The sequence below is a fragment of the uncultured Brevundimonas sp. genome (genome assembly GCF_963977465.1).
In the GTDB taxonomy this organism is placed as follows: domain Bacteria; phylum Pseudomonadota; class Alphaproteobacteria; order Caulobacterales; family Caulobacteraceae; genus Brevundimonas.
This window is the reverse complement of sequence record NZ_CAXBOQ010000001.1, coordinates 327366-347639: the sequence shown is the minus strand read 5'-3', so window position 1 is coordinate 347639 and position 20274 is coordinate 327366. Positions and strand designations below refer to the sequence as shown.

General features: G+C 67.4%; 23 protein-coding genes. 7 read left to right on the top strand and 16 right to left on the bottom strand.

All coding sequences use genetic code 11. The features are described 5' to 3' along the window. The first annotated feature begins 12 nt into the window (after window positions 1–12). Genes AAC067_RS01875 through AAC067_RS01865 form a run of 3 tightly spaced genes read left to right on the top strand, consistent with a single transcriptional unit; the run spans window position 13 to window position 2000 of the window. The gene (locus AAC067_RS01875; protein ID WP_339928987.1) at window positions 13–885 is read left to right on the top strand and encodes an endonuclease/exonuclease/phosphatase family protein; all 873 of its coding nucleotides are present in this window, start codon (window positions 13–15) and stop codon (window positions 883–885) included. 22 nt (window positions 886–907) lie between these two features. After that, complete coding sequence (locus tag AAC067_RS01870) at window positions 908–1111, top strand: hypothetical protein (RefSeq protein WP_339928985.1); 204 nt, start codon at window positions 908–910, stop codon at window positions 1109–1111. Window positions 1112–1118: 7 nt separating this feature from the next. After that, window positions 1119–2000 carry an oxygenase MpaB family protein gene (locus tag AAC067_RS01865; RefSeq protein ID WP_339928983.1) on the top strand — a complete coding sequence of 294 codons (882 nt, stop codon included), beginning with the start codon at window positions 1119–1121 and terminating at the stop codon, window positions 1998–2000. A 31-nt stretch (window positions 2001–2031) separates the two neighbouring features. Here AAC067_RS01865 and AAC067_RS01860 read toward each other — a convergent pair whose 3' ends face one another. Continuing rightward, on the bottom strand, window positions 2032–2562 hold the full coding sequence (locus AAC067_RS01860) for a nuclear transport factor 2 family protein (RefSeq protein ID WP_339928981.1): 531 nt from the start codon (window positions 2560–2562) through the stop codon (window positions 2032–2034). Between the two features lie 153 nt (window positions 2563–2715). Here AAC067_RS01860 and AAC067_RS01855 point away from each other — a divergent pair, with 153 nt between their 5' ends. Further along, a complete protein-coding gene (locus tag AAC067_RS01855; protein WP_339928979.1) occupies window positions 2716–3339 on the top strand; it encodes a DUF1353 domain-containing protein in 624 nt (207 codons plus the stop codon). A 32-nt stretch (window positions 3340–3371) separates the two neighbouring features. Here the strand turns inward: AAC067_RS01855 and AAC067_RS01850 are convergent, their stop codons facing one another. The 10 genes from AAC067_RS01850 to serS all read right to left on the bottom strand — a co-directional run bounded on the left by AAC067_RS01850 (window position 3372) and on the right by serS (window position 12634). Continuing rightward, a complete protein-coding gene (locus AAC067_RS01850; RefSeq protein ID WP_339928977.1) occupies window positions 3372–4001 on the bottom strand; it encodes a squalene/phytoene synthase family protein in 630 nt (209 codons plus the stop codon). Continuing rightward, window positions 4001–4654 carry a DUF998 domain-containing protein gene (locus AAC067_RS01845; RefSeq protein WP_339928975.1) on the bottom strand — a complete coding sequence of 218 codons (654 nt, stop codon included), beginning with the start codon at window positions 4652–4654 and terminating at the stop codon, window positions 4001–4003. The genes AAC067_RS01850 and AAC067_RS01845 overlap by 1 nt, the downstream gene beginning before the upstream one ends. A 7-nt stretch (window positions 4655–4661) precedes the next feature. Further along, the gene (locus AAC067_RS01840) at window positions 4662–5282 is read right to left on the bottom strand and encodes a hypothetical protein (protein ID WP_339928973.1); all 621 of its coding nucleotides are present in this window, start codon (window positions 5280–5282) and stop codon (window positions 4662–4664) included. 87 nt (window positions 5283–5369) lie between these two features. Then, window positions 5370–6338, bottom strand: coding sequence for a protein translocase subunit SecF (gene secF, locus AAC067_RS01835; RefSeq protein WP_339928971.1), 969 nt, complete (start codon window positions 6336–6338; stop codon window positions 5370–5372). Beyond that, window positions 6338–7930, bottom strand: a complete 1593-nt coding sequence (gene secD, locus AAC067_RS01830) for a protein translocase subunit SecD (protein WP_339928969.1) — start codon at window positions 7928–7930, stop codon at window positions 6338–6340. Before secD ends, secF begins: the two co-directional genes overlap by 1 nt. Window positions 7931–7960: 30 nt before the next feature. Further along, window positions 7961–8266 carry a preprotein translocase subunit YajC gene (yajC, locus tag AAC067_RS01825; RefSeq protein WP_339928967.1) on the bottom strand — a complete coding sequence of 102 codons (306 nt, stop codon included), beginning with the start codon at window positions 8264–8266 and terminating at the stop codon, window positions 7961–7963. A gap of 110 nt (window positions 8267–8376) precedes the next feature. Continuing rightward, complete coding sequence (locus tag AAC067_RS01820; protein WP_339928965.1) at window positions 8377–9414, bottom strand: M23 family metallopeptidase; 1038 nt, start codon at window positions 9412–9414, stop codon at window positions 8377–8379. Between the two features lie 114 nt (window positions 9415–9528). Then, window positions 9529–10173 carry a protein-L-isoaspartate(D-aspartate) O-methyltransferase gene (locus AAC067_RS01815; protein ID WP_339928963.1) on the bottom strand — a complete coding sequence of 215 codons (645 nt, stop codon included), beginning with the start codon at window positions 10171–10173 and terminating at the stop codon, window positions 9529–9531. Continuing rightward, window positions 10170–10964, bottom strand: coding sequence for a 5'/3'-nucleotidase SurE (gene surE, locus AAC067_RS01810; RefSeq protein WP_339928961.1), 795 nt, complete (start codon window positions 10962–10964; stop codon window positions 10170–10172). The genes AAC067_RS01815 and surE overlap by 4 nt, the downstream gene beginning before the upstream one ends. 152 nt (window positions 10965–11116) lie before the next feature. Beyond that, entirely contained in the window at window positions 11117–12634 is a 1518-nt protein-coding gene (gene serS, locus AAC067_RS01805) for a serine--tRNA ligase (protein ID WP_339928959.1), read from the bottom strand. 977 nt (window positions 12635–13611) lie between these two features. Here serS and mutL point away from each other — a divergent pair. Beyond that, entirely contained in the window at window positions 13612–15471 is a 1860-nt protein-coding gene (gene mutL / locus AAC067_RS01800; RefSeq protein ID WP_339928957.1) for a DNA mismatch repair endonuclease MutL, read from the top strand. A 3-nt stretch (window positions 15472–15474) separates the two neighbouring features. Here the strand turns inward: mutL and AAC067_RS01795 are convergent, their stop codons facing one another. The 3 genes from AAC067_RS01795 to AAC067_RS01785 all read right to left on the bottom strand — a co-directional run bounded on the left by AAC067_RS01795 (window position 15475) and on the right by AAC067_RS01785 (window position 16932). Continuing rightward, window positions 15475–15690, bottom strand: coding sequence for a hypothetical protein (locus AAC067_RS01795; protein WP_339928955.1), 216 nt, complete (start codon window positions 15688–15690; stop codon window positions 15475–15477). A 94-nt stretch (window positions 15691–15784) separates the two neighbouring features. Then, window positions 15785–16579 (bottom strand): MerR family transcriptional regulator, encoded by a 795-nt coding sequence (locus AAC067_RS01790; protein WP_339928953.1) that lies wholly within the window; start codon window positions 16577–16579, stop codon window positions 15785–15787. 47 nt (window positions 16580–16626) lie between these two features. Then, a complete protein-coding gene (locus tag AAC067_RS01785; protein WP_339928951.1) occupies window positions 16627–16932 on the bottom strand; it encodes a hypothetical protein in 306 nt (101 codons plus the stop codon). Between the two features lie 101 nt (window positions 16933–17033). Here AAC067_RS01785 and AAC067_RS01780 point away from each other — a divergent pair, with 101 nt between their 5' ends. Continuing rightward, window positions 17034–17537, top strand: coding sequence for a sigma-70 family RNA polymerase sigma factor (locus AAC067_RS01780; protein WP_339928949.1), 504 nt, complete (start codon window positions 17034–17036; stop codon window positions 17535–17537). Continuing rightward, entirely contained in the window at window positions 17534–18118 is a 585-nt protein-coding gene (locus AAC067_RS01775) for a hypothetical protein (protein ID WP_339928947.1), read from the top strand. The genes AAC067_RS01780 and AAC067_RS01775 overlap by 4 nt, the downstream gene beginning before the upstream one ends. Here the strand turns inward: AAC067_RS01775 and rsmD are convergent. After that, entirely contained in the window at window positions 18105–18668 is a 564-nt protein-coding gene (gene rsmD / locus AAC067_RS01770; RefSeq protein ID WP_339928945.1) for a 16S rRNA (guanine(966)-N(2))-methyltransferase RsmD, read from the bottom strand. The two genes, AAC067_RS01775 and rsmD, sit on opposite strands and share 14 nt — an antisense overlap. A gap of 36 nt (window positions 18669–18704) precedes the next feature. Continuing rightward, window positions 18705–20273 carry a pseudouridine synthase gene (locus AAC067_RS01765; RefSeq protein WP_339928943.1) on the bottom strand — a complete coding sequence of 523 codons (1569 nt, stop codon included), beginning with the start codon at window positions 20271–20273 and terminating at the stop codon, window positions 18705–18707. Window position 20274 lies beyond the last annotated feature (1 nt).

Here is a 20274-nt window from a genome sequence, read left to right as displayed (position 1 = left end):
GGGCCGAAGGATATGTTTCTGATCACGGGTGCACTCATCCTGCTGATGGCATTGCCGGCCCTGTTCAACACCAAGGGCGCACCGCTGGAGTTGATCGCCACCCTGCGTCCCCAGATCATCGTGGTCGCTTTCGCCTTCGCCTGTGCGGCGTTTACCGTCGGTCGCTTCTGGAGCGGGGGTGCGGCGGTTCTCGTCGTGGCCGTGCTGTTGGTGACGACACCCGAGCTGTTCTCAAGAGCTCCGTCCCCCGTCACGCGCCCCGCAATGAAAGTCGTGTGGTGCAACGTCTTCCAGAAGAACTCGGTGGTCGAGCGCCTGGCCACCCTGGCTCAAAAACAAACCGCCGATGTCGTTATCCTGGCTGAACCGCCCAGGGATCTTGCGCGAGCTCGCCGTGCCCTGTCGGACTATCCGTTCGTCTATGGTGCTCCAGATCCCGGTGAGCATGGGGCCGTGGTCTTCAGTCGGGCCCCTTTGACCGAGCGACCGCGTTCGGACCTGCCCCCCGGAGTCTATCCGCTCGCGATCGTCGAGACGGATCAGATCAGAATCGTGGCCATGCATCCGCCTGTGGCCGTGAGCCCTTCAGCCATGAAGGCCAGCACCGCAATGATGGCCGCCGCGCTTGACGAGGCAGCAGCCGGCCGTACCCTCGTCATCGGAGACATGAACGCGACTCCATGGTCCCACCGTCTACGGGTTGTTTCAAAGCAGATGGTTCGGCTTACCCCGGCCTTGGGATCGACCTGGTTTTCCTCGTTGCCTGTCCTGGGCCTGCCCATCGACCATGCCTTCGTGACCTCCGACCTGCGCGCCTCCACCACGGTCGGTCCAGGGGTCGGATCAGATCACCTGCCGCTCATTGTCTCGATCGCTCGAGACTGAAGGCCCGAAAGGACGCCGCCTGATGACCACACCCAACCCCGAGCTCGAGCGCTTCCGGACCCAGCGGGTCACCGCCATCTACCGCCTCGACCTGATCGGCAAGGGCGCGCAGATCACCTACGAGGACGGCACGCCGGTCGACATGGCCTCGGAAAAGCAGCGGCTGGAGGGCGTCGTCGCCGACATGGACCGTCGCATCGAGAAGCTGGAACGCACGGAAGGCTGATCTCCCGGTGTTCGACCCCGCCCGCGCCCTGATCCGTCGCCGGATCACCGAAGTCTTCAACGACGCGGAGAAAGGCGAACGGCCGGTGCTGCGACGCGCCGACGCCCTGTTCCCGGTCGACGGTGTCGCCTGGCGGGTCAACGGCGACGTGGTCACCATGATGATCGGCGGCGTCTCGGGCCTGCTGCTACAGATGCTGCATCCGGCGGTGCTGGCCGGCGTCTGGGATCATTCCGACTTCCGCACCGACATGCACGGACGGCTACGGCGCACGGCCAAATTCATCGCCCGCACCACCTATGACCATGCCGATGCAGGCCGCGCCGCCCTCGACCGGGTCAACCGCATCCACGCCAAGCTCGGCGGCACCCTGCCGGACGGCACCGCCTACCAGGTCTCGGCCCCGTCCCTGCTGGCCTGGGTCCATGTCACCGAGACGATCAGCTTCCTCGACGCCTGGATTCGCTACGCCGAGCCCGAAATGCCGATGGCGGAACAGGACGCCTATTTCGACGAGATGGCCTGTATCGGTCAGGCGCTGGGGGCCGATCCCCTGCCCCGCACCCGCGCAGCGGCCGAGGCCGTGATCCAGAGCTTCCGGCCCCAACTTCGCGCCGACGCGCGAACCCACGAGGTCGCGGCCCTGGTCATGTCCCAGACCGTCGGCGCGCCCGCCGTCGACATGGCGGCCGGGGTGATCATGCAGGCCGGCCTCGACCTGCTGCCCGACTGGGCCCGGGCCCTGCACGCGCCGCATTCAGCGGGTATGCCCCGCCCGCTGATGCGCGCCGGGGCCCGCGCGACCGCGCGCCTGATCCGTTGGGCCTTTCAACGCTCGCCCAACCGGACCGTCTGGCCACCGGACGTCACCGCGTTTCCCACGCGCTGAACGCCCCGGCTGAACGGCGGCGTTGGTCCATTCAGTCCGGCGTCACCTTGTCCATCCACTGCGCCGTGTCGGTATATTGCTGGAAGCCGACGATCTTGCCGCCGGCCAGGGTGAAGACGTGGACGAACTGGGCATCCAGCGCCTCGCCCGTCGCGGTATTGGTCCCGGTATAGCGGCCCAGCGAGACCACGCGGTCGCCACTGGCCAAGATCGTCACGGGCGTAACGACGAAGCCCTGCCATTGCTGGCCGATCCGCCCGAACACACCCTCGAACACGGCCGCGGGGCCATTGTAGGGATTGAGGTCGGCATAGGGACCGTTCTCGGCCTCGACCCAGACGATGTCCGGCGACAGGATCCCTCCGATCGTGGGTCCGTCCCCGGCGGCGAAGGCCCGGTACAGGCTCTCGACCACAGCCTTGTTGTCCGCCTCGGTCGTCGTCACGGCGGACAGCGCGCTGGCGTTCACTATCACAGCGGGGGCTTCGGCCGTCGCCGTCATCGGCAGCCATACAAGACCGGCAGCCGTCAGCGCGGCAATGGAAATCTGGCGAAAAGTCATAAGTCCCCCAACAATGAACGTTCATCGACCAAGGGTCGTTAGCCGGGCAGGTGACCGGGTGGCAAGCACCATGGTCAGCAACCCGTCCCCCGGACACGGTGCACGCCTGGCAAAATTCAACGAACAGTGGTACTTTGGGCCCAGAGGTGGCTCATGACAACGCTCAGACTTGCGGTGCTGTTGGTGGTGGTCCTGACTGCGGGTGCGGCGCACGCACGGGACCGAAGCCCGATCATCCCGAAGCCGGTATTCCTTGATCGGGAAGATATTCGCGCGGGTCGCGGCAACCGCCTCGTCTACGCATTGGATCGCGACTTTCATTACTGCAGTCGCGCACTGAACGCCGTTATCACCGTGCCCCGGTCGTTTGTTACGGACTTTATTTCCGTTCCCTCGCTATTGCAGTGGGCGAAGAAGCCACACGCCCCCGGTTATCAGGCCGCGATTATCCATGATTGGCTTTACGCCAGTGGCGGCGGTGGCGAAGCGGCCCGCGAACGGGCGGATTATGTATTCTACGAAGCCCTGGGGGATTACGGAGTCAGCGATACGGAGCGGTCGCGCCTCCATTTCGCGGTTCGCCAAGGTGGCTCGCGCGGTTACGGCTTGAAGGGCGACTGGATGTTTGTCGATCCTGACACGGGTCTGACGCTGGATCCGCCGCTTCCCCGCGACCTCGCTCCGGCATTGGCTCCCTCGCCGGCGTGTACAGACTTCCCACAGCGCCTGAGCGCTCAGTATGACTTTCTCGCAAGCGTCAGGCTGAAACCCCGCTAGGAGTTTGGACCCCACCAGATCCGGTACGTCGTCTACAGCCGCCCCCGCAGGGTCGCCCAGGTCAGCCTCAGCCGCTTGACCGGGTCGGGTTCGTCACGCCGCGTCAGCGCCGCATGCGCCACCGCCGGAAAGGCCTCGGCCGGCAATGACTTCAGGGCCGCATTCGCCGTCGACCGCAAGGCCCGCGCCGCGCCGGTCTGCCCGGTCTGGCCCAGCCCCCACATCCGCCCCGCCTCGACTACCCTGACCTCATGGTCCGGTCCGGCCAGCACCCGCACCGCCGCCTGCATCGGCCCGACATAGAAGGCGTCGAGGTCATGGGGTTCGCCGTGGACCCGGCCGACGTGGGCCTCGATCAGGGCTTCGAACGGCGCCCGTTCCAGTCCGTGCCGTGCCACCACATCCGTCAGGGCCTCCAGCACCGGATGGCCCTTGCGCGCGGTTCCGGAAAATACCCCGTCCATCTGTTCGCGCCACCAGACATAGCGCATCTCGGCCAGCAACGGCTGGGTCACCCGGGTCGGGATGGCCAGCAGTTCGGCCTCAAAGGCATAGAGGGCCATCAGGTCCGCGCGCGCCTGCGGATCGCTCACGAACCGGCTGGACAGCCAGCGGTCGGGATCGGCGGCGCGGACCTGGGCATCGAGGGTTGGAGTGTCCACTAACCGGCGGCCGTCGCGTTGCGCGGTGGCGTCAGCCTTCCGTTGGCCAGGGCCCAGCCGAAGGCCAGCAGGAAGACCGCAATCGCGCCCTCCAGCCCTCGCTGGAACAGCCCGCCGAACTCGGTCTCCACAATGATGGCACCGAAGCCCGCGACGGCGATGATGACGCACACCGCGCCCAGCGCGGCCAGCCATGACGCGCAGCTGGCTCGTGCCCACAGTCCAGCCAGTCCCATGCCGATGATGCCGGTCAGATAGCCCGTGCCTCCGAACAGGTCGTGCATCATCGCATTGAAGGTGATTTCACTTCGCGCGCATTCGAATTCGCATGGATAGACGCCCGCCGCCGACAGGGTGATCCCGTACCAACCCAGCATCAAACAGGCGGTTACGGCCAGTCCACTCCGGCGCAGCATCCAGGTCGCGATCAGGCAGAAGCTGCCCATGAACAGGCCGCTGGGCACAAAGCCCCACCAGCTGACCGCCGCACCCGTCACGGCACCGGTGGCCCCCAGCTCACTGATATGTTGCCGGGCATGGTCGTATCCCGGATAGACGGCACCGCCCCACAGGATCGCGCCCAGCTGGATAACGACGCCGATGACCAGCAGGCCGAGCGCGATGCGGCCCAATACCTGCTGGCCTCTCGTCATTTCAGGGTCAGCCAAACAGCGTCTGGTACATCGCCATCGACGTCAGCATCGGCAGCGACAGCAGCGTGTTGGTGCGGCTGGCCAGCATGGCGACCCGGGCGGCCTTTGCTTTGGCATCGTCATCAACGACGATCATCCCCAGGGCGCGCTTCTGGTTCGGCCAGATCACGCCCCAGACGTTGAGGAACATGACGATGGCCAGCCAGACGCCGATGCCCATCAGGGTGTAGCCTTTCTGGTCCTCGGTCAGGCCACCGACCAGACCGAACGACAGCACCTCGATCGCATAGGCGTGACCGCGGCTGAACATGACAGCCAGACCGGCGACGACCGTTGCCAGCGCCGACCAGCGGAACCAGAACAGGGCCTCGGGGGCGATATGTTTGCCGACCGCCGGCTTCAGCTCGGCCGGGATCGACGGCATCACCCGGATCTGGACGAAGTTGAAATAGTACAGCAGGCCGATCCACAGGATCCCCGCCAGCACGTGGGTCCAGCGCAGCACCGCCTGCCAGAACAGGCCGTCAAAGCCGCCCGGCGAAACCCGGCCGAAGGCGAAGATCATCACCCCGGCCAGCACCAGGCTCAGCAGAATGGTGTTACGGAAATTCGATAGCAGCTTGCCCATGTCCAGCCCCTCCCAAGGCGGCGCGATACGCGACGATTCGCGATGATAGCGCCGGTCGAGCCCGGCGGGAATACAGCGAAAACTGGCCTAGGGCCGGCTGGCCATGCCCAGCTTGACCGCCGTGGCTTCCTCGTCCCGTGCCCCGCGCCGCACACCCCACAGCAGGATGATCGGTGCGCCGACATAGATCGACGAATAGGTGCCGATGATGATGCCGAACATCAGGGCCAGCGAGAAGCCGAACAGGGCCGCGCCGCCGTAGACGGCCAGCGCCGCCAGCACCATCACCGCCGTCATGCCGGTAATGATGGTCCGTGACAGAGTCTCATTGATCGACAGGTCGATCACATCACGCAGCGGCATAGTCTTGTATTTGCGCAGGTTCTCACGGAGGCGGTCGAACACCACCACGGTGTCGTTCATCGAGTAACCGATCACCGTCAGGATGGCCGCTACCATGTTCAGGTTGAATTCCAGCTTGAACAGCACGATCAGGCCGAAGGTCAGGATCACGTCATGGACCAGCCCGGCCACGGCACCGAAGCCGAACTGCGGCTCGAACCGGAACCAGATGTAGGCGAACATCAGCACCACAGCCATGCCCAGGGCCCACAGGCCCTTGCTGAACAGCTCACCCGAAACCTTGGAGCCGACAACAGAAACGCCCGAGAAGGTCACGTCGCTGACCGCCGAGCCGACGGCCGCCTGCACGCGCTGCACCACCTCGTTCTGCGCCTCACCCTCGGGGATCTGGAAGCGGACGATGGCGCTGCTGTCGGTATCGATGCCCTGCACCCCGACCTCGCCGATGTTCAGCGCGTCAACCGCGCCACGCACCGCGCCCAGATCCAGCGTCTGGCCACCGCTGCGGGTCAGTTCCATCGCTGCCCCGCCGCGGAAGTCGATGCCCAGGGTCAGCCCGGGCACCGCGATGCTGACCAGCGACGCGACGCACAGAATGACGGACAGGACCGCAGCCACGCGAGCGTATTTGACGAATTTGAAATTCGTCGTCTGGGGCAGGAGTTTGATCAGGGGCCATCCACGCATGCTCATCACTCCGCGATCGGCAGTTTCTTGGGTTTGGCGACCTTGAGCCAGAAGGCCAGCATAACCTGGGCCGTCAGGATCGCGGAGAGCATCGAGGTCACGACGCCGATGCTCAGCGTCCAGGCGAAGCCCCGCACAGGGCCCGCGCCGAAGGCAAACATGATCGCGGCAGCCACCAGGGTGGTGACGTTGGCATCCATGATCGTGCCCCAGGCCTTGCTGAAGCCCGTGTCCATCGAGGCGATCACCGAGCGTCCGGATCGGGCCTCGTCACGCATTCGCTCGTAAATAAGCACATTGGCGTCCACGGCCACGGCAAAGGTCAGCACCAGGCCGGCGATACCGGGCAGGGTCAGGGTCGCCTGGGTCAGGGACATGGCGGCGATGATCAGCAGGCCGTTCAGAACCAGACCCAACACCGAAATACCGCCGAACAGCAGGCCGTAGGCTCCGATCATGAAGACCACGATGATGACAAAGCCGATCACGGTCGACAGCTGGCCTGCGGCGACCGCGTCAGCGCCCAGTTCGGCGGTGACGGTGCGGCGTTCCTCGACCTTCAGCGGTGCCGGCAGGGCCCCGCCGTTCAGCAGGTTCACCATCTCGGAGGCCGAGGCGATCGTATAGCCGCCCTCGATGATGCCCTGCCCGCCGGTGATCGCGCTGTTGATGCGCGGGGCCGAGATCACCTTGCCGTCGAGGATGATGGCGAAGGGCTTGCCGATATTGGCGGCCGTGGCCACGGCGAAGCGCCGCGCGCCGGCCCCGTCGAAGCGGAAGCCGATGGCCGGCCGGTTGTTCTGATCGGTCGTGACCGTGGCCTGGGTCAGGTTCTCGCCCGACACCAGCACCCGGCGCTTGACCAGATAGGGTTCGTTGGCCTCGCCATACATCAGTTCGGAGTCGGGCGGGACCCGCCCGGCCAGGGCGTCATTCACCGAATTCTCGATGTCGACCATCTGGAAGGTCAGCTGAGCGGTCTGGCCGATGATGCGTTCCAGCGCCTCGGGGTCACTCTCGCCCGGAGCCTGGATGACGATCCGGTCCGCGCCCTGGCGGGTGATCGAGATTTCCTTGGTGCCGGTCTTGTCGACCCGGCGCCGGACCACTTCGATCGACTGGTCGACCGCGGTGGCCCCCATGCTGTTCAGGATGGCGTCGGTGAAGCTGAAGCGGATGCGGTTGTCGGTCATCCGCTGGACCTGCCGCTCGGCCGCACCGTTGGCCCCCGGGGCACCGGCCAGGGTGCGCAGGGCGTCGAGGGCGGCGTTGTACTGGCCGGCGTCGGACACGGTGACGATCACGCCGCCCGCTTCCCGCTCCAGGTTGTTGGTGCTGATCCGGGCCTCGCGCATGGTCGTGCGCACGTCCTCGATCAGGTTGGTGATCTTCTTCTCGCGCATGGCCGGAACGTCGACCTCGAGCAGCAGATACGAACCGCCCTGTAGATCGAGTCCGAGGTTGAGCGTGTTCTTCGGCAGCCAGCCCGGCAGGGCTTCGCGCTGCGCCGGGCTGAGCAGATTCGCGTAACCGAACAGCAGGCCGAAGGCGAACGTGGCGGCAAGAAGGATGACCTTCCAGCGTGAGAGATGGATCATTGGGAGAGTCCCGGGCCTTTCAGGGCGACGTCAGGCCTTGGCGTCGTTGGCGGCGATGGCGGTGCGGTCGCGAACCTCGGCGATCATCGACTTGATGACCCGGACGTTCACGCCCTGGGAGATCTCGACCATGGCTTCATCGGTCTCGACGCGGGTGACCTTGCCGACCATGCCGTTGGACATGACCACGGTGTCACCGCGCTTGACGGCGGCGATCATCGCGCGATGGCGCTTGGCCTGCTGCGCCTGCGGACGGATCAGCATGAAGTAGAACAGCACGATGACGGGAACGAAGAAGATCAGGGTCCCGAACGGTCCCTCCAGAATACCCTGCACAGCGTTCTCCATGGTCGCGGAGCCCGTCGCCGACGCTCCCTTAAAATGAGGCGCGGAAACTAGGGTGCGCCGACCGACATTGCAACGCGCCGTGCCGCTTCATTTTTAAGCTAGCGCGGCAGCACCGTCAGGGGGTCGATCGCGGTCGGCTCGTCGCCGCGCATCCGCCAGGTCTCGAAATGGATCGAGGGCCGTCCGTCACCCGCCGTGGTGCCGACCGTGCCGATCTGCTGGCCCACCCGCACATCGTCGCCGTCGCGTACCGTGGCCGAGCCCAGATGGCCATAGACCGAGCGCCAGCCGTCGCGATGCACGACCAGAACCGTCAGCCCCTGTCCGGCCAGATCGTCACCGACATAGCCGACCCGGCCCGGTGCCGCGGCCCGCACCTCGGTCCCGGCCGAGGCCCCGATATTGATGCCGTTGTTGCGCTCGCCCATGCCGACGGGGCCGAAGCGCCGCAGGATGTCGCCCCGGACCGGCCATTCCAGGGTCACCCCGGCAGCACCCGACGCCGCCGGAGCGGCCGACGCCGCGGGCTGGCGCGCCGGCATGGCGGCATTGCCGGACGGCGGCGGCGGCGGCGGCGGGGGCGGCGTCCCGGCCTCGGGCACATAGACCCCGACCGGCGACGGGCCGGTGGCATAGGGATCGCGGCCGACATCGACCGCCGTGTCCGGCAGGGTCAGGCGCTGGCCCGTGGTGATGGCCCCGCGCGGGCCCAGGTTGTTCAGGTCGATCAGGGTCTGGACCGGCACCTGGAAGCGACGCCCGACGCCCGACAGGGTGTCGCCCGGCTGGATTTCGTAGGCGGCCCGGGCCGACAGGGCGGCGGTGCCCGACGGTGGCGGGGCCGAATAGGGCGGCGCGTCATAGGCCGAGTCCGGATAGGCCGGGGCTGCCGTGCTGTCAGCCGGAGGCGGCAGGGCCCCGCCGTCGATACGCTCGCTCGGGGCCCGCGCCGGCAACGGGGCTTCATACGGTGGCGGCACCGGCCGGCCGACGTCGCCCTGCGGATAGGCTCCCTGCCCCGGCAACGTCGGCCGGGTCGAATAGCGGGGCGCTTCGGGATAGCTGGCGCAGGCGGCTGTGGTCAGCACCGCCCCGGCGATGATCAGGACTCTGGTCCAGGTCTTGAAGCCGGTCATGCCGTCCCTTCCGTATCGCACGCGAATTGTCCGTATCCGGTTTGCCCGGTCCGTCCCGACAAGCCAACCCGTCAAAGGGTGCCAAAATTGGGCGGAAAGATTAACCGTCCCCGGTCATCCCTCCTTGGCGGTGCCCTCGACCAGCGGCACGAACCGCACTTCACTCAGGCTCTCACGCTGGAACGAGCCGTCTTCCTGTCCGGTATAGCGGTGCAGCATCTGCACCGAGGTCCGACCCACCGGGGCCACCAGAATTCCACCCGGCTTCAGCTGTTTCAGCAGTTCGGTCGGTTCGGTCGGGGCGGCGGCGGTGACGATGATTCGGTCAAACGGGGCCTGTTCGGGCCAGCCCAGCCCGCCGTCGCCGTGCCGGGTGATGACATTGTCGATGTCCAGCTGCCGCAGCTTGCCCTCGGCCTCGGTCAACAGGCTGCGATAGCGTTCGACCGAATAGACATAGCGCGCCAGCCGGCTCAGCACCGCGCACTGGTAGCCACTGCCGGTGCCAATCTCCAGCACCCGGTGGCGCGGCTGCACGTCCAGTGCCTGAGTCATCAGACCGACGATGAACGGCTGACTGATGGTCTGGGCGCAGTCGATCGGCAGGGCCTGATCCTCCCACGCCTGATCCAGAAACCGCGCATGCACGAACACCGCGCGGTCGATTGACTCCATCGCCGCCAGCACGCGCGGGTCGGTGACCCCCTGCTGTCGCAGTCCCAGAATCAGCCGCCCTGCGCGCTCGTCGTTCAGCTTCATGCGGCCGCCACCGTCTTCGGCACAGCCCCGCCCAGCAGTCCCTTCAGGTCGTTGACGCTGGGCATGTGAGTCAGGTCGATATGCAGCGGCGTGACCGAGATCCGCCCCTCGTCCATGGCCCGCAGGTCGGTACCGTCGGCGTGCTGCTGCTTCTCGCCCCGGAAACTCATCCAGTAATAGTCGCGCCCGCGCAGGTCGGTGCGTTTAACCGCATGCATCTCACCCGCCTGACGGAAGCCCTGCCGCGTCACCTCGACCGTGCTGACCGCCTCGGGGGCCAGGGCCGGGAAATTCAGGTTCATCACCACCCCGTCCTCCCAGCGATGTGCCAGCAACCGGCTGATGATCGGCGGGGCATAGGCCTCGGCCGTCTCCCAGTGGGCGGTGACTTCGTCGTGGAACCGCTCCAGCGACTGGCTCAGCGCGATCGAGCGGATGCCGAAGGCCATGCCCTGCAACGCCCCGGCCACCGTCCCGGAATAGGAGACGTCCTCGCCGACATTGTGCCCGCGATTGACCCCCGACAGCAGCAGATCCGGCCGCTGCTCGCCCATCAGATCATTGACCGCCAGCACCACACAGTCGGTCGGCGTCCCGGTCACCGCGAACCGCTTGTCGCCCAGCTTGTTGACCCGCAACGGCTCGGTCAGGGTGATGCCCCGCCCCTTGCCCGACTGTTCGGTCTGCGGGGCCACGGTCCAGACGTCGTCCGACAGCACCCGCGCGATCCGCTCCAGACACGCCAGCCCCTCGGCCTCGATCCCGTCGTCATTGGTGAGGAGAATACGCACTCTAAGCTCCGCTCATCCCGGCGAAAGCCGGGACCCAGTTCTTTGGATGATGCGCCGGTTCCGACGTCCCGCCGGCCTCGGTCCCGAAGCGCCGGCGTTCAGCTGGACAGCACTGGGTCCCGGCTTTCGCCGGGATGAGCGGATTGTGAACATCATCCCACATGCGTCATCCCCTCGGGCATATAGCGCTGCAGCACCTCGGGCACCGCGATCCGCCCGTCTTCGTCCTGATAGTTTTCCATGATCGCCACCAGCGTCCGCCCGACCGCCAGGCCCGAGCCGTTCAGCGTGTGCACGAACTCGGTCTTCTTCTCGCCCGCCCGCTTGAAGCGTGCATCCATGCGCCGGCTCTGGAAGTCGCCGCAGTTCGAGCAGGAACTGATCTCGCGATAGGTATCCTGCGACGGCAGCCAGACCTCCAGATCAAAGGTCTTCCTCGCCGAAAACCCCATGTCGCCCTTGCACAGCAGCACCTTGCGATAGGGCAGATCCAGCGCCTGCAGCACCGCCTCGGCACAGCCGACCATCCGTTCGTGCTCGGCTTCGGAGTCTTCCGGCCGCGCGATCGAGACCAGCTCGACCTTGTGGAACTGATGCTGGCGGATCAGGCCGCGCGTATCACGCCCCGCCGACCCGGCCTCGGCCCGGAAACAGGGCGTCAGCGCCGTCAGCCGCATCGGCGTGGCGATCTCGTCTTCCGGCAGGATCTGCTCGCGCACGAGGTTGGTCAGGGAGACTTCGGCGGTGGGGATGAGGTAGCGGGTCTGCCGAGGCGCAGCGTCTCTATAGCTCTGCATAGCGTCCAAGCCTGCCTTCCGGCGTCGGTCACCAAAAGCCTTCAAGATCGCATCATACGCATCGTGGTCTCGGATACTGGTTCGTTCCGCATCGGCATACAGAGGGGCTAGCTCTTTCGCCATCTCCCATCCGGCTACATCCCAATTCTCGCGCTCGGCATCGTGCAAGGCACGCTCGGCTTCCGTCCAATCGATGTCCGAGGTCTTGAACAAATCCTCCTCGAACTTCGGCAGTTGCCCGGTCCCGAACATCGCCTCGTCGCGCACCAGATACGGCGGATTGACCTCCAGATAGCCGTGCTGGACCGTCTGCATGTCCAGCATGAACTGGCCGACGGCGCGTTCCAGCCGTGCCAGCCCGCCCTTCAGCACCGCGAACCGCGACCCCGACATCTTCGCCGCCGCCTCGAAATCCAGCAGCCCCATGGCCTCGCCCAGATCGGCGTGATCCTTCGCCGGCCCGCCCTGACGCGGCGTGCCCCAACGCGAAATCTCGACATTGGCGGCCTCGTCCGCCCCGTCCGGCACATCGCTCGCCGCCAGATTCTGCTGCGCCGCCAGCAGATCCTTCAGCGCCCTGGCCTTTTCGGCCTCAACCTCTCCCGCCGTGGCGATCACCCCCTTCAGGCTCTCGACCTCACCCTTCAGCCGCTCGGCCTCGGCCAGATCCTTGCGCCCCATGGCCGCGCCGATCAGCTTCGACGCCGCATTGCGCTGCGTCAGCGCCTCCTGCCCCGTCGTCTGCGCCGCGCGCAGTTCGACATCCAGCGCCAGCAGGGTGTCCACCACGACCTGCGCGTCCGTCACCCCACGCGACGACCATCCCGCCACATAGGCGTCGGGCGTCTCACGGATGGCTTTGATGTCGTGCATGGCGAAGTCTCTCGGAAGGAAGCGATGCTCTAACCCCCCGCGCGGAGTCGATCAAACCGGGATGTGGGCCGATCCGGTCTCAAGCCCCTCTCCCGGGGGAGAGGGGTTGGGGTGAGGGCTTACGGTGTCTCCCCGGTCGCACCGAAACCCCTCACCCTTTGACGCTTCGCGCCGCCCTTCGGGTCGCCTGACCGATCGCTGCGCTCCCGGAGGCTCAAGCCCTCTCCCGCCGGGAGAGGGAAGCGATGCGACATGTTTGCGCAAAATCCCCCTATCGTCGCTACCCAAACCCCAACCCGATCAACCCCCTAACCAAATCCGCACCCCAATCTTCCCGCCTTGGTCCCCGCGCGTGCCAGACTCTCCCCCGTCCCGTCGCACGGGGGCTCGCTCGGCCGGCGATCCGCAGCGGCGGCGGGAGCGGATGGAGCGGGCGCAACCCGGAGCCAGACCCTGCGGGGTCGCTTGCCGAGGGGATGCGAGGTCGAGCCGGGTGGAAGGCCGGACGGCCGAGGGGGCGGGGAGGATACCCGCACCGGTCCAGGAGATGGTCGCTGCCATCCCTGCCCGCCGTGTGCAGAAGGACCCCTCGTCAACAGCGAGGCCCACGGTCCGCGCATGTGGAAGCCCGTCCGCGCGGAGCGTCTGACGTTCGCCGAAACGGTATTTTTTCAACACACCGGGCGGATGCCCGGCGCTCCGCCCATGCCCCCAACCGTCGCCGCTCCGGCGCGCGGGCCGTCAGCGTGCGCGATGATCAATGGAGGGTCCGAACGCGCAATAATTCCGCTCATCCCCGCGCAGGCGGGGACCCAGTGCTGTCGTGAGGCACCGACGGGGCTATGGGCGCGGGATCAGGCCGGTGACAGGGAGCGAGCCCAAAACCTGGGTCCCCGCCTTCGCGGGGATGATCGGGTTGAACGGTGATCACTCCCCCCTCGCCCCGTCCCGCACAACCGCCTATCCTTGCGAATCCCATGCCCATCCGTCGCCTCCCCCCCGAAACCGTCAATCGCATCGCCGCCGGCGAGGTGGTCGAACGCCCGGCCAGTGCCATCAAGGAACTGGTCGAGAACGCGCTCGACGCGGGGGCGCGGCGTATAGAGATCCAGGCCGAGGGCGGCGGGCTGACCCGGATCCTGATCGCCGACGACGGGCACGGCATGGCCCCGGACCAGCTGGCCCTGGCGGTCGAGCGCCACGCCACCTCCAAGCTTGAGGCCGACGACGCCGGTGACGTCGACCTGCTGCGTATCTCCACCCTCGGCTTCCGCGGCGAGGCCCTGCCCTCGATCGGCTCGGTCGCCCGCCTGACCATTACAAGCCGCGCCCGCCCAGAAGCCGGAGCCGGCCCGTCCGAGGCCTGGGCCATCACCGTCGAGGGCGGCGACCAGCGCCCGGTCGCCCCGGCCGGCTTCCCCGGCCCGCACGGGGCCCGGGTCGAGGTCCGCGACCTGTTCTACGCCACCCCGGCCCGACTCAAATTCATGAAGTCCGAACGGTCCGAGGCCATGGCCATCTCGGAAGAGATCAAACGTCAGGCCATGGCCCATGAGACCGTCGCCTTCACCCTCGACCTCGACGGCAAGACCACCCTGCGCCTGCCGGCCGAGCATCCGGGCGTGGACGGACGGCTGAAACGGCTCGCCGCCCTGCTGGGCCGCGATTTCGAGGCCAACGCCCTGCTGATCGATCAGGAACGCGACGGCGTGCGCCTGACCGGTTATGCGGGCCTGCCGACCTACAGCCGCGGCAATGCCGCGCATCAGTATCTGTTCGTCAACGGCCGCCCGGTGCGCGACCGCCTGCTGCAGGGGGCGCTGCGCGGGGCCTATGCCGACTTCCTCGCCCGCGACCGCCACCCGGCCGCCGTCCTGTTTCTCGAGGTCGACCCCCTCTATGTCGACGTCAACGTCCATCCGGCCAAGGCCGAGGTCCGCTTCCGTGACCCGGCCATGGTGCGGGGCCTGATCGTCGGCGGTCTGCGTCACGCCCTGCACGCCGCCGGTCACCGCGCCTCGACCACGGTCGCCGCCGACGCCCTCGCCGGCTTCCAGGCGCACAGCGGCGCACCCGCTGCGTACAGCCCCTCCTCGCCCTCGGCCGCCGGATTCAGCGGCTGGACCGGCTGGAACGCGGCGCCACCGACCACTGGCGTCATCCCCGGTCTCAACGAGCGGTCGGCCCGGTTCGAAGGGGGATCATCGTTCACCGATCAACCATTGACGAACGCCGGTCCCGGACCCGATCCGGTCGACTTCCCGCTCGGGGCCGCCCGGGCCCAGCTGCACGGCACCTATATCGTGGCCCAGACCCGCGACGGCCTGGTCGTCGTCGACCAGCACGCCGCCCACGAACGCCTCGTCTACGAAAAGATGAAGGTGCAGATGGCCCAGGGCGCGGTCGCCCGTCAGGCCCTGCTGACGCCCGAGGTGGTCGAGCTGGACCCGGCCGAGGCCGACCGCGTCCTGTCCCGTGCCGACGAACTGGCGGCGCTGGGGTTGATCGTCGAGCCGTTCGGCGGCGGCGCGGTACTGGTGCGCGAGACCCCGGCCCTGCTGGGCGATACCGACGTTCAGGGCCTGATCCGCGACATCGCCGATGACCTCACCGAACACGGCGCGGCCCTGGCCCTGACCGAACGCCTCGGCGAGGTCTGCGGCACCATGGCCTGCCACGGCAGCGTCCGCGCCGGCCGCGTGCTCTCGGCCCCCGAGATGAATGCCCTGCTGCGCCAGATGGAGGCCACCCCCCACTCCGGCCAGTGCAACCACGGCCGCCCGACCTATGTCGAACTCAAGCTCAATGACCTCGAGAAACTGTTCGGCCGGCGGTGAATCTCAGAATTTGTAGCTGTCCTTGCCGGGCGATTTGGGAAAGGCGGCGGTGCACATATTGACCAGGGTCGGGACCGGATCCCGCTTCAGATCGGCCTGGACCTGGGCCCGGTCCGGCGACACCAGCAGCAACCAGGCCAGGGCCGCAGTCTGGGCAATGACGACGATCGACAGGATAGTCATGACCACGGGGCCCACCCCGGATCGTTTGATCGCCATGTCTTGCCCCCGGTGTCGCAGAGCATCGTTCTGTAAGATTCGCCCCCGATTGGCAAATCGCGGCCGGGGCACGGGGACCCCGGCCGCTCGGGATTCAACCTTGCAGAACCCGCACGCCATAGCTCCTCATGGCCGCGGCCATCCAGTCGGCCAGGCCGGGACGGATACCCTCATACCGCGCCCGGAATTCGGGATTGGTGCTGTAGAGCACGCCCAGCTCGGCATAGGCCCCCGCGGTTGGCGGAACCTTCCACGTTCGCCCGACCCAGGCGTGGTGCGCGGCCATCACCGGATCCAGAGCCGCATCGTCGGCCGCGAACCCCTCGGCCATAGCCCGCGCCAGGTCGCCTTCGATAGCGGCGACCTCGGCCATCCAGTCCTGTTTCTGCTCCGGCGACATGGCCGCCATCGCCGTGCGCCCCGCCTCGATCCGCTCCCGGGCCTGTTCGCCGTATTTGTCGATGATCCAGGCCTCGTAGCCGGCCTGCTTCTCCGGGCTGAAGCCCTCGTACAGTTGCTTGTCCATGACGGTGTCTCGTCCTTCCAGTTCGGCGATCGTGCGGTCGATCGTCCGGGCCAGTCGGCGATAACGGTCCGCTTCCTCCGCGATCCGCGTCCGCTGCTCACGCAGCATCTGCAGGCGATCGTGGCCGACGCGGTCCAGCAGGGCAGCGATCTCGCCAAGGGCGAGACCGAACTCCCGATGCAACAGGATCTGCTGCAATCGCAGCATCTCCTCGCGTCCATAGTAGCGATATCCATTTTCGCCGACCGATGCGGGCTTCAGCAGACCGATTTCGTCATAGTGGTGCAGGGTCCGGACCGAGGTACCGGACAGCCGCGCCAGCTGGCTGACGGTATAGGTTCTGAGGCTCGCATCGTTCCGCATGGACAGCCCTATCGGGCCTCACGCCGCGTCAGGGTCAAGCACTCATTTTACTCGGCGGCTGTCGGCGCAGACTCCGCCCCTCGCCCCGTGATCCGGCGCCAGATGCGCTTGCGGGCCTCAACGACGGAAACACCCAGCGCCGCTGCCACGGTCCAGAACAGGGCCTCGGTCGCGACCGCCGCGACAATCGCCAGAACCAGCCGGGTGGTCCGCTCCACGTCCATCCAGAGACCGATACCCAGCGCCACCCAGCCGCACACCGCCGCCACGCCCAGAAAGGCCGCCAGCGTCCACAGAAAGCCCCTACCCTTTTTCAGCAGCCCCGGCTTGGCGTTTTCAACGTCGTTGGTCATGTCGCAGTCCTCTTCATGTTTTTTGATGCCTGACCTGAAAGTCTCGCCCTTCGTCGGAGTCTTTCATCCCGACCGACAATTTTTTCCGGAGTGCCCCCGGCTTGGGACGTGACCAGACCTTCGAAGCCTTGCTTGACGAGCACGGGGCGATGCTGCGCCGGATCGCCTCAGCCTATGAGGCGGGGCGAGAGCGCCGTCACGAACTGGAGCAGGACATCCTGCTGGCGGTCTGGCGAGCCATGCCCCGCTATCGTGGCGAGGCCCCGGTCCGCGCCTTCATCGCCCGGGTGGCCCATAACCGCGCCGTGACCCACGTGGCCCGCGAAGCCGCCGAACCACGCCGTCAGCCGCTGGACGAGGAGACGCCCAGCGCCGCCCCCACGCCCCATGAGGACCTTGAGGCGCGCGACCTGCAGGACCGCCTGACCGTCGCCGTGCGTGCCCTGCCCCTGCCGCTGCGCCAGCCGGCCCTGCTGACCCTCGAAGGGTTCAGCCCGGCCGAGATCGCCCCGATGCTGGGGCTCAACGCCAACACTGTCTCTATCCGCCTGACCCGCGCCAAGGCCGCGCTGCGAGAAGCGCTCAATCCGCAGGATCACCCATGACCACGCCTCAGAACGACGACTGGTCCGACCTGACCCGGACCTGGACCGACCGACCCGCAACACCGCCTCGTCTGGATCCGGACATGATCCGGACCGTGCGTCGCCGCGACCGGCTGGCCCGTCTCAATTTCGTCGGCGAACTGGCCGGTGGCGCGGCAACCGTGGGCGTCGTGCTCTGGGCCATGCTGATCCGCGACCTGCCCTGGACCATCGCCCTGGCCGCCATGGGCTTCGTCGGCTTCGCCGTCGCCGGCACCCTGTGGTCCCGCCGTGGCGACCCCGGCCTCCTGACCGGGACGACTGAGGACGTGCTGCTGTCGGCGATCGCCCAGGCGCGAACGGGCTACCGCTGGGCCTTGGCCGGCATGGCCACCAGCCTTGCGGCCGGCGGATTCATAGCATTCCTCGCCTGGTTGTCGCCGGGCCACACCTCCGGCACCTGGACCATGCTGATACTGGCGGCCGCGCTGCTGGTCTGCATCGGTCTCTATGCCGGACATGCCAGACGTTGCCGCCGACGGATGGCAGTCCATGCGGCAACCCTGGACGCCCTGCGCGCGGATCCGGCTATTGAACCCTGAGGAACAGCACCCGTGCCGCGCCATAGTCGCGGGCGTCCAGCCGTTCATACCCGGGCGTCTCGATCTCCGGCTCGCCGGATCCACGTTCGAACACCACGATAGCCCCCGGCTTCAGCCATTGCTCCTCGACCAGTCGCGCCAGCGCCTGCTCGCCCAGTCCCTTGCCGTACGGCGGATCCAGAAACACAAGGTCGAACGGCTCACCTGCCGAGCCCGGGCGCACACCAAGATCCGTCGCGCTGCGCCGGTGGACCCGGGTCTGGCCGAACAGGCTGAAGGCGTCGACATTCTCGCGAATGGCCCCGCGCGCCGCATCGTCAGTCTCGACGAACAGGCAAAACGCCGCGCCGCGCGAAATGGCCTCAAGGCCCAGCGCGCCCGATCCGGCGAACAGGTCCAGCACCCGCGCCCCGGCCATCGGCCCGGCCCAGGCTGCATGTTCCAGCACATTGAACACCGCCTGCCGCGCCCGGTCGGACGTCGGCCGTGTATCCTGACCGTCGGGTGCCACGAGGTTGCGGCCCTTCAGGGCTCCGGCGACGATACGCATCAGACGGACCGGCTCCCTATCGAACGGAAGCGGACATCAGCCGCGTGGCTTACGCGGTCCGGTCGGCTTGCCGCCGGTCGGACGCGGTCCGGTGCGCGGCTTGAAGTCACGCTTGGGCCCATCGGTACCCCGGGGGGCGGCACCGCGCGGGGCGGCCCCGTCCCGGGTGGCAAAGCTCCGGGTCGGGCGATCGCCCGGTCCCCGCGACGTTCCCTTGGGACCAATCATCTGATCCTCGCGCGGCTTGAAGGCGCGCTTGGGCCGCTCGCCCTCCGAAGCCGACGACGCGGTGCCGGCCTTGAAGAAATGCTTGGGCTTGTCGGCCTCGCCTTCGCGCGGCTTCCACGCCTTGTGTGGCGAAGCGGTGCGCGGCGCGGCCTTGGCCCAGCCCTCCTTCTTGGGCGGACGCTTACCGGTCTCAGCCCGGGCGCTGCCTTCAGTGGCGGCGTCCTGGGCGGCCCGGATGCGGCTGGGCTTGCGCGACGGGTCGGAAATGGCCGACCCCGAGTTGCCCTTGACGATCGGGGCGTTGTTGCGCCGACCGGGCACCGGCGTCGGGGTCGAGACGGCGTTGCCCTGGGGCAGGCTGTCGGGGCGGATATGTTCGGACAGCATTTCGCGGATCACGCGGGGGCCGACCTCCTCGACCGAACCGACCGGCAGGGTCCCGAGCTGGAACGGACCGTAGGCCAGACGGATCAGCCGGTTGACGGTCAGACCCAGCGACTCCAGCACCTTGCGGACTTCGCGATTCTTGCCTTCGGTGATCGAGACGCTGATCCACAGATTGGCGCCGGCGCGTTCGCCCTCGCCCAGCGTCTTGGCCTTTTCCAGCTTTGCGTCGATGGGGCCGTAACGGACTCCTTCGACGGTGACGCCGTCCTGCAGCTTGTCCAGGGCTTCCTGGGTGACGCGACCGCGCGCCCTTGCCCGGTACTGACGCACCAGGGCCGAAGTCGGCAGTTCAAGCGCCCGGCTCAGTTCGCCGTCATTGGTCAGCAGCAGCAGGCCTTCGGTATTCAGGTCGAGACGTCCGACCGAGATCACCCGCGGCAGGCCGCCCGGCAGGGCGTCGAACACGGTCGGTCGCCCAGCCGGGTCCTTGTGCGAGGTCACCAGACCGGCGGGCTTGTGATAGCGCCAGACCCGCGTCGCCTGGGCCGAACCGATGGTCTTGCCGTCGACGGTGATGACGTCGTCGCGCGTCACCAGCACTGCCGGGGTCGCCAGAATCTTGCCGTTCAGGGCGACCTTGCCCAGACCAATCAACCGTTCAACCTCACGCCGCGAGGCGATCCCGGCGCGGGCCATGGCCTTGGCGATCCGTTCACTGCGCTTGGGTTCGGCCGGAGTCTTGGCGTCCTTGCTGTCCTTACGCGGACCATCCTTGCGTGGCGGACCCTCCTTGCGGGGGCCGTCCTTGCGCGGACCGTCCTTGGCAAAAGCGCCCTTGCCACCTGGCCGTTCCGGCCGCTCGTCGACGATCCTCGGCCTTGCGACCGAGTACCGTGGACCGCTTGTGGCGGGGTCGGAATTAGGTTTGCGCGCCCGGTCATCTTGACGGGGGCGGGCGTTCTTGTCGTTGTCATCTGTATGGCGGACCATG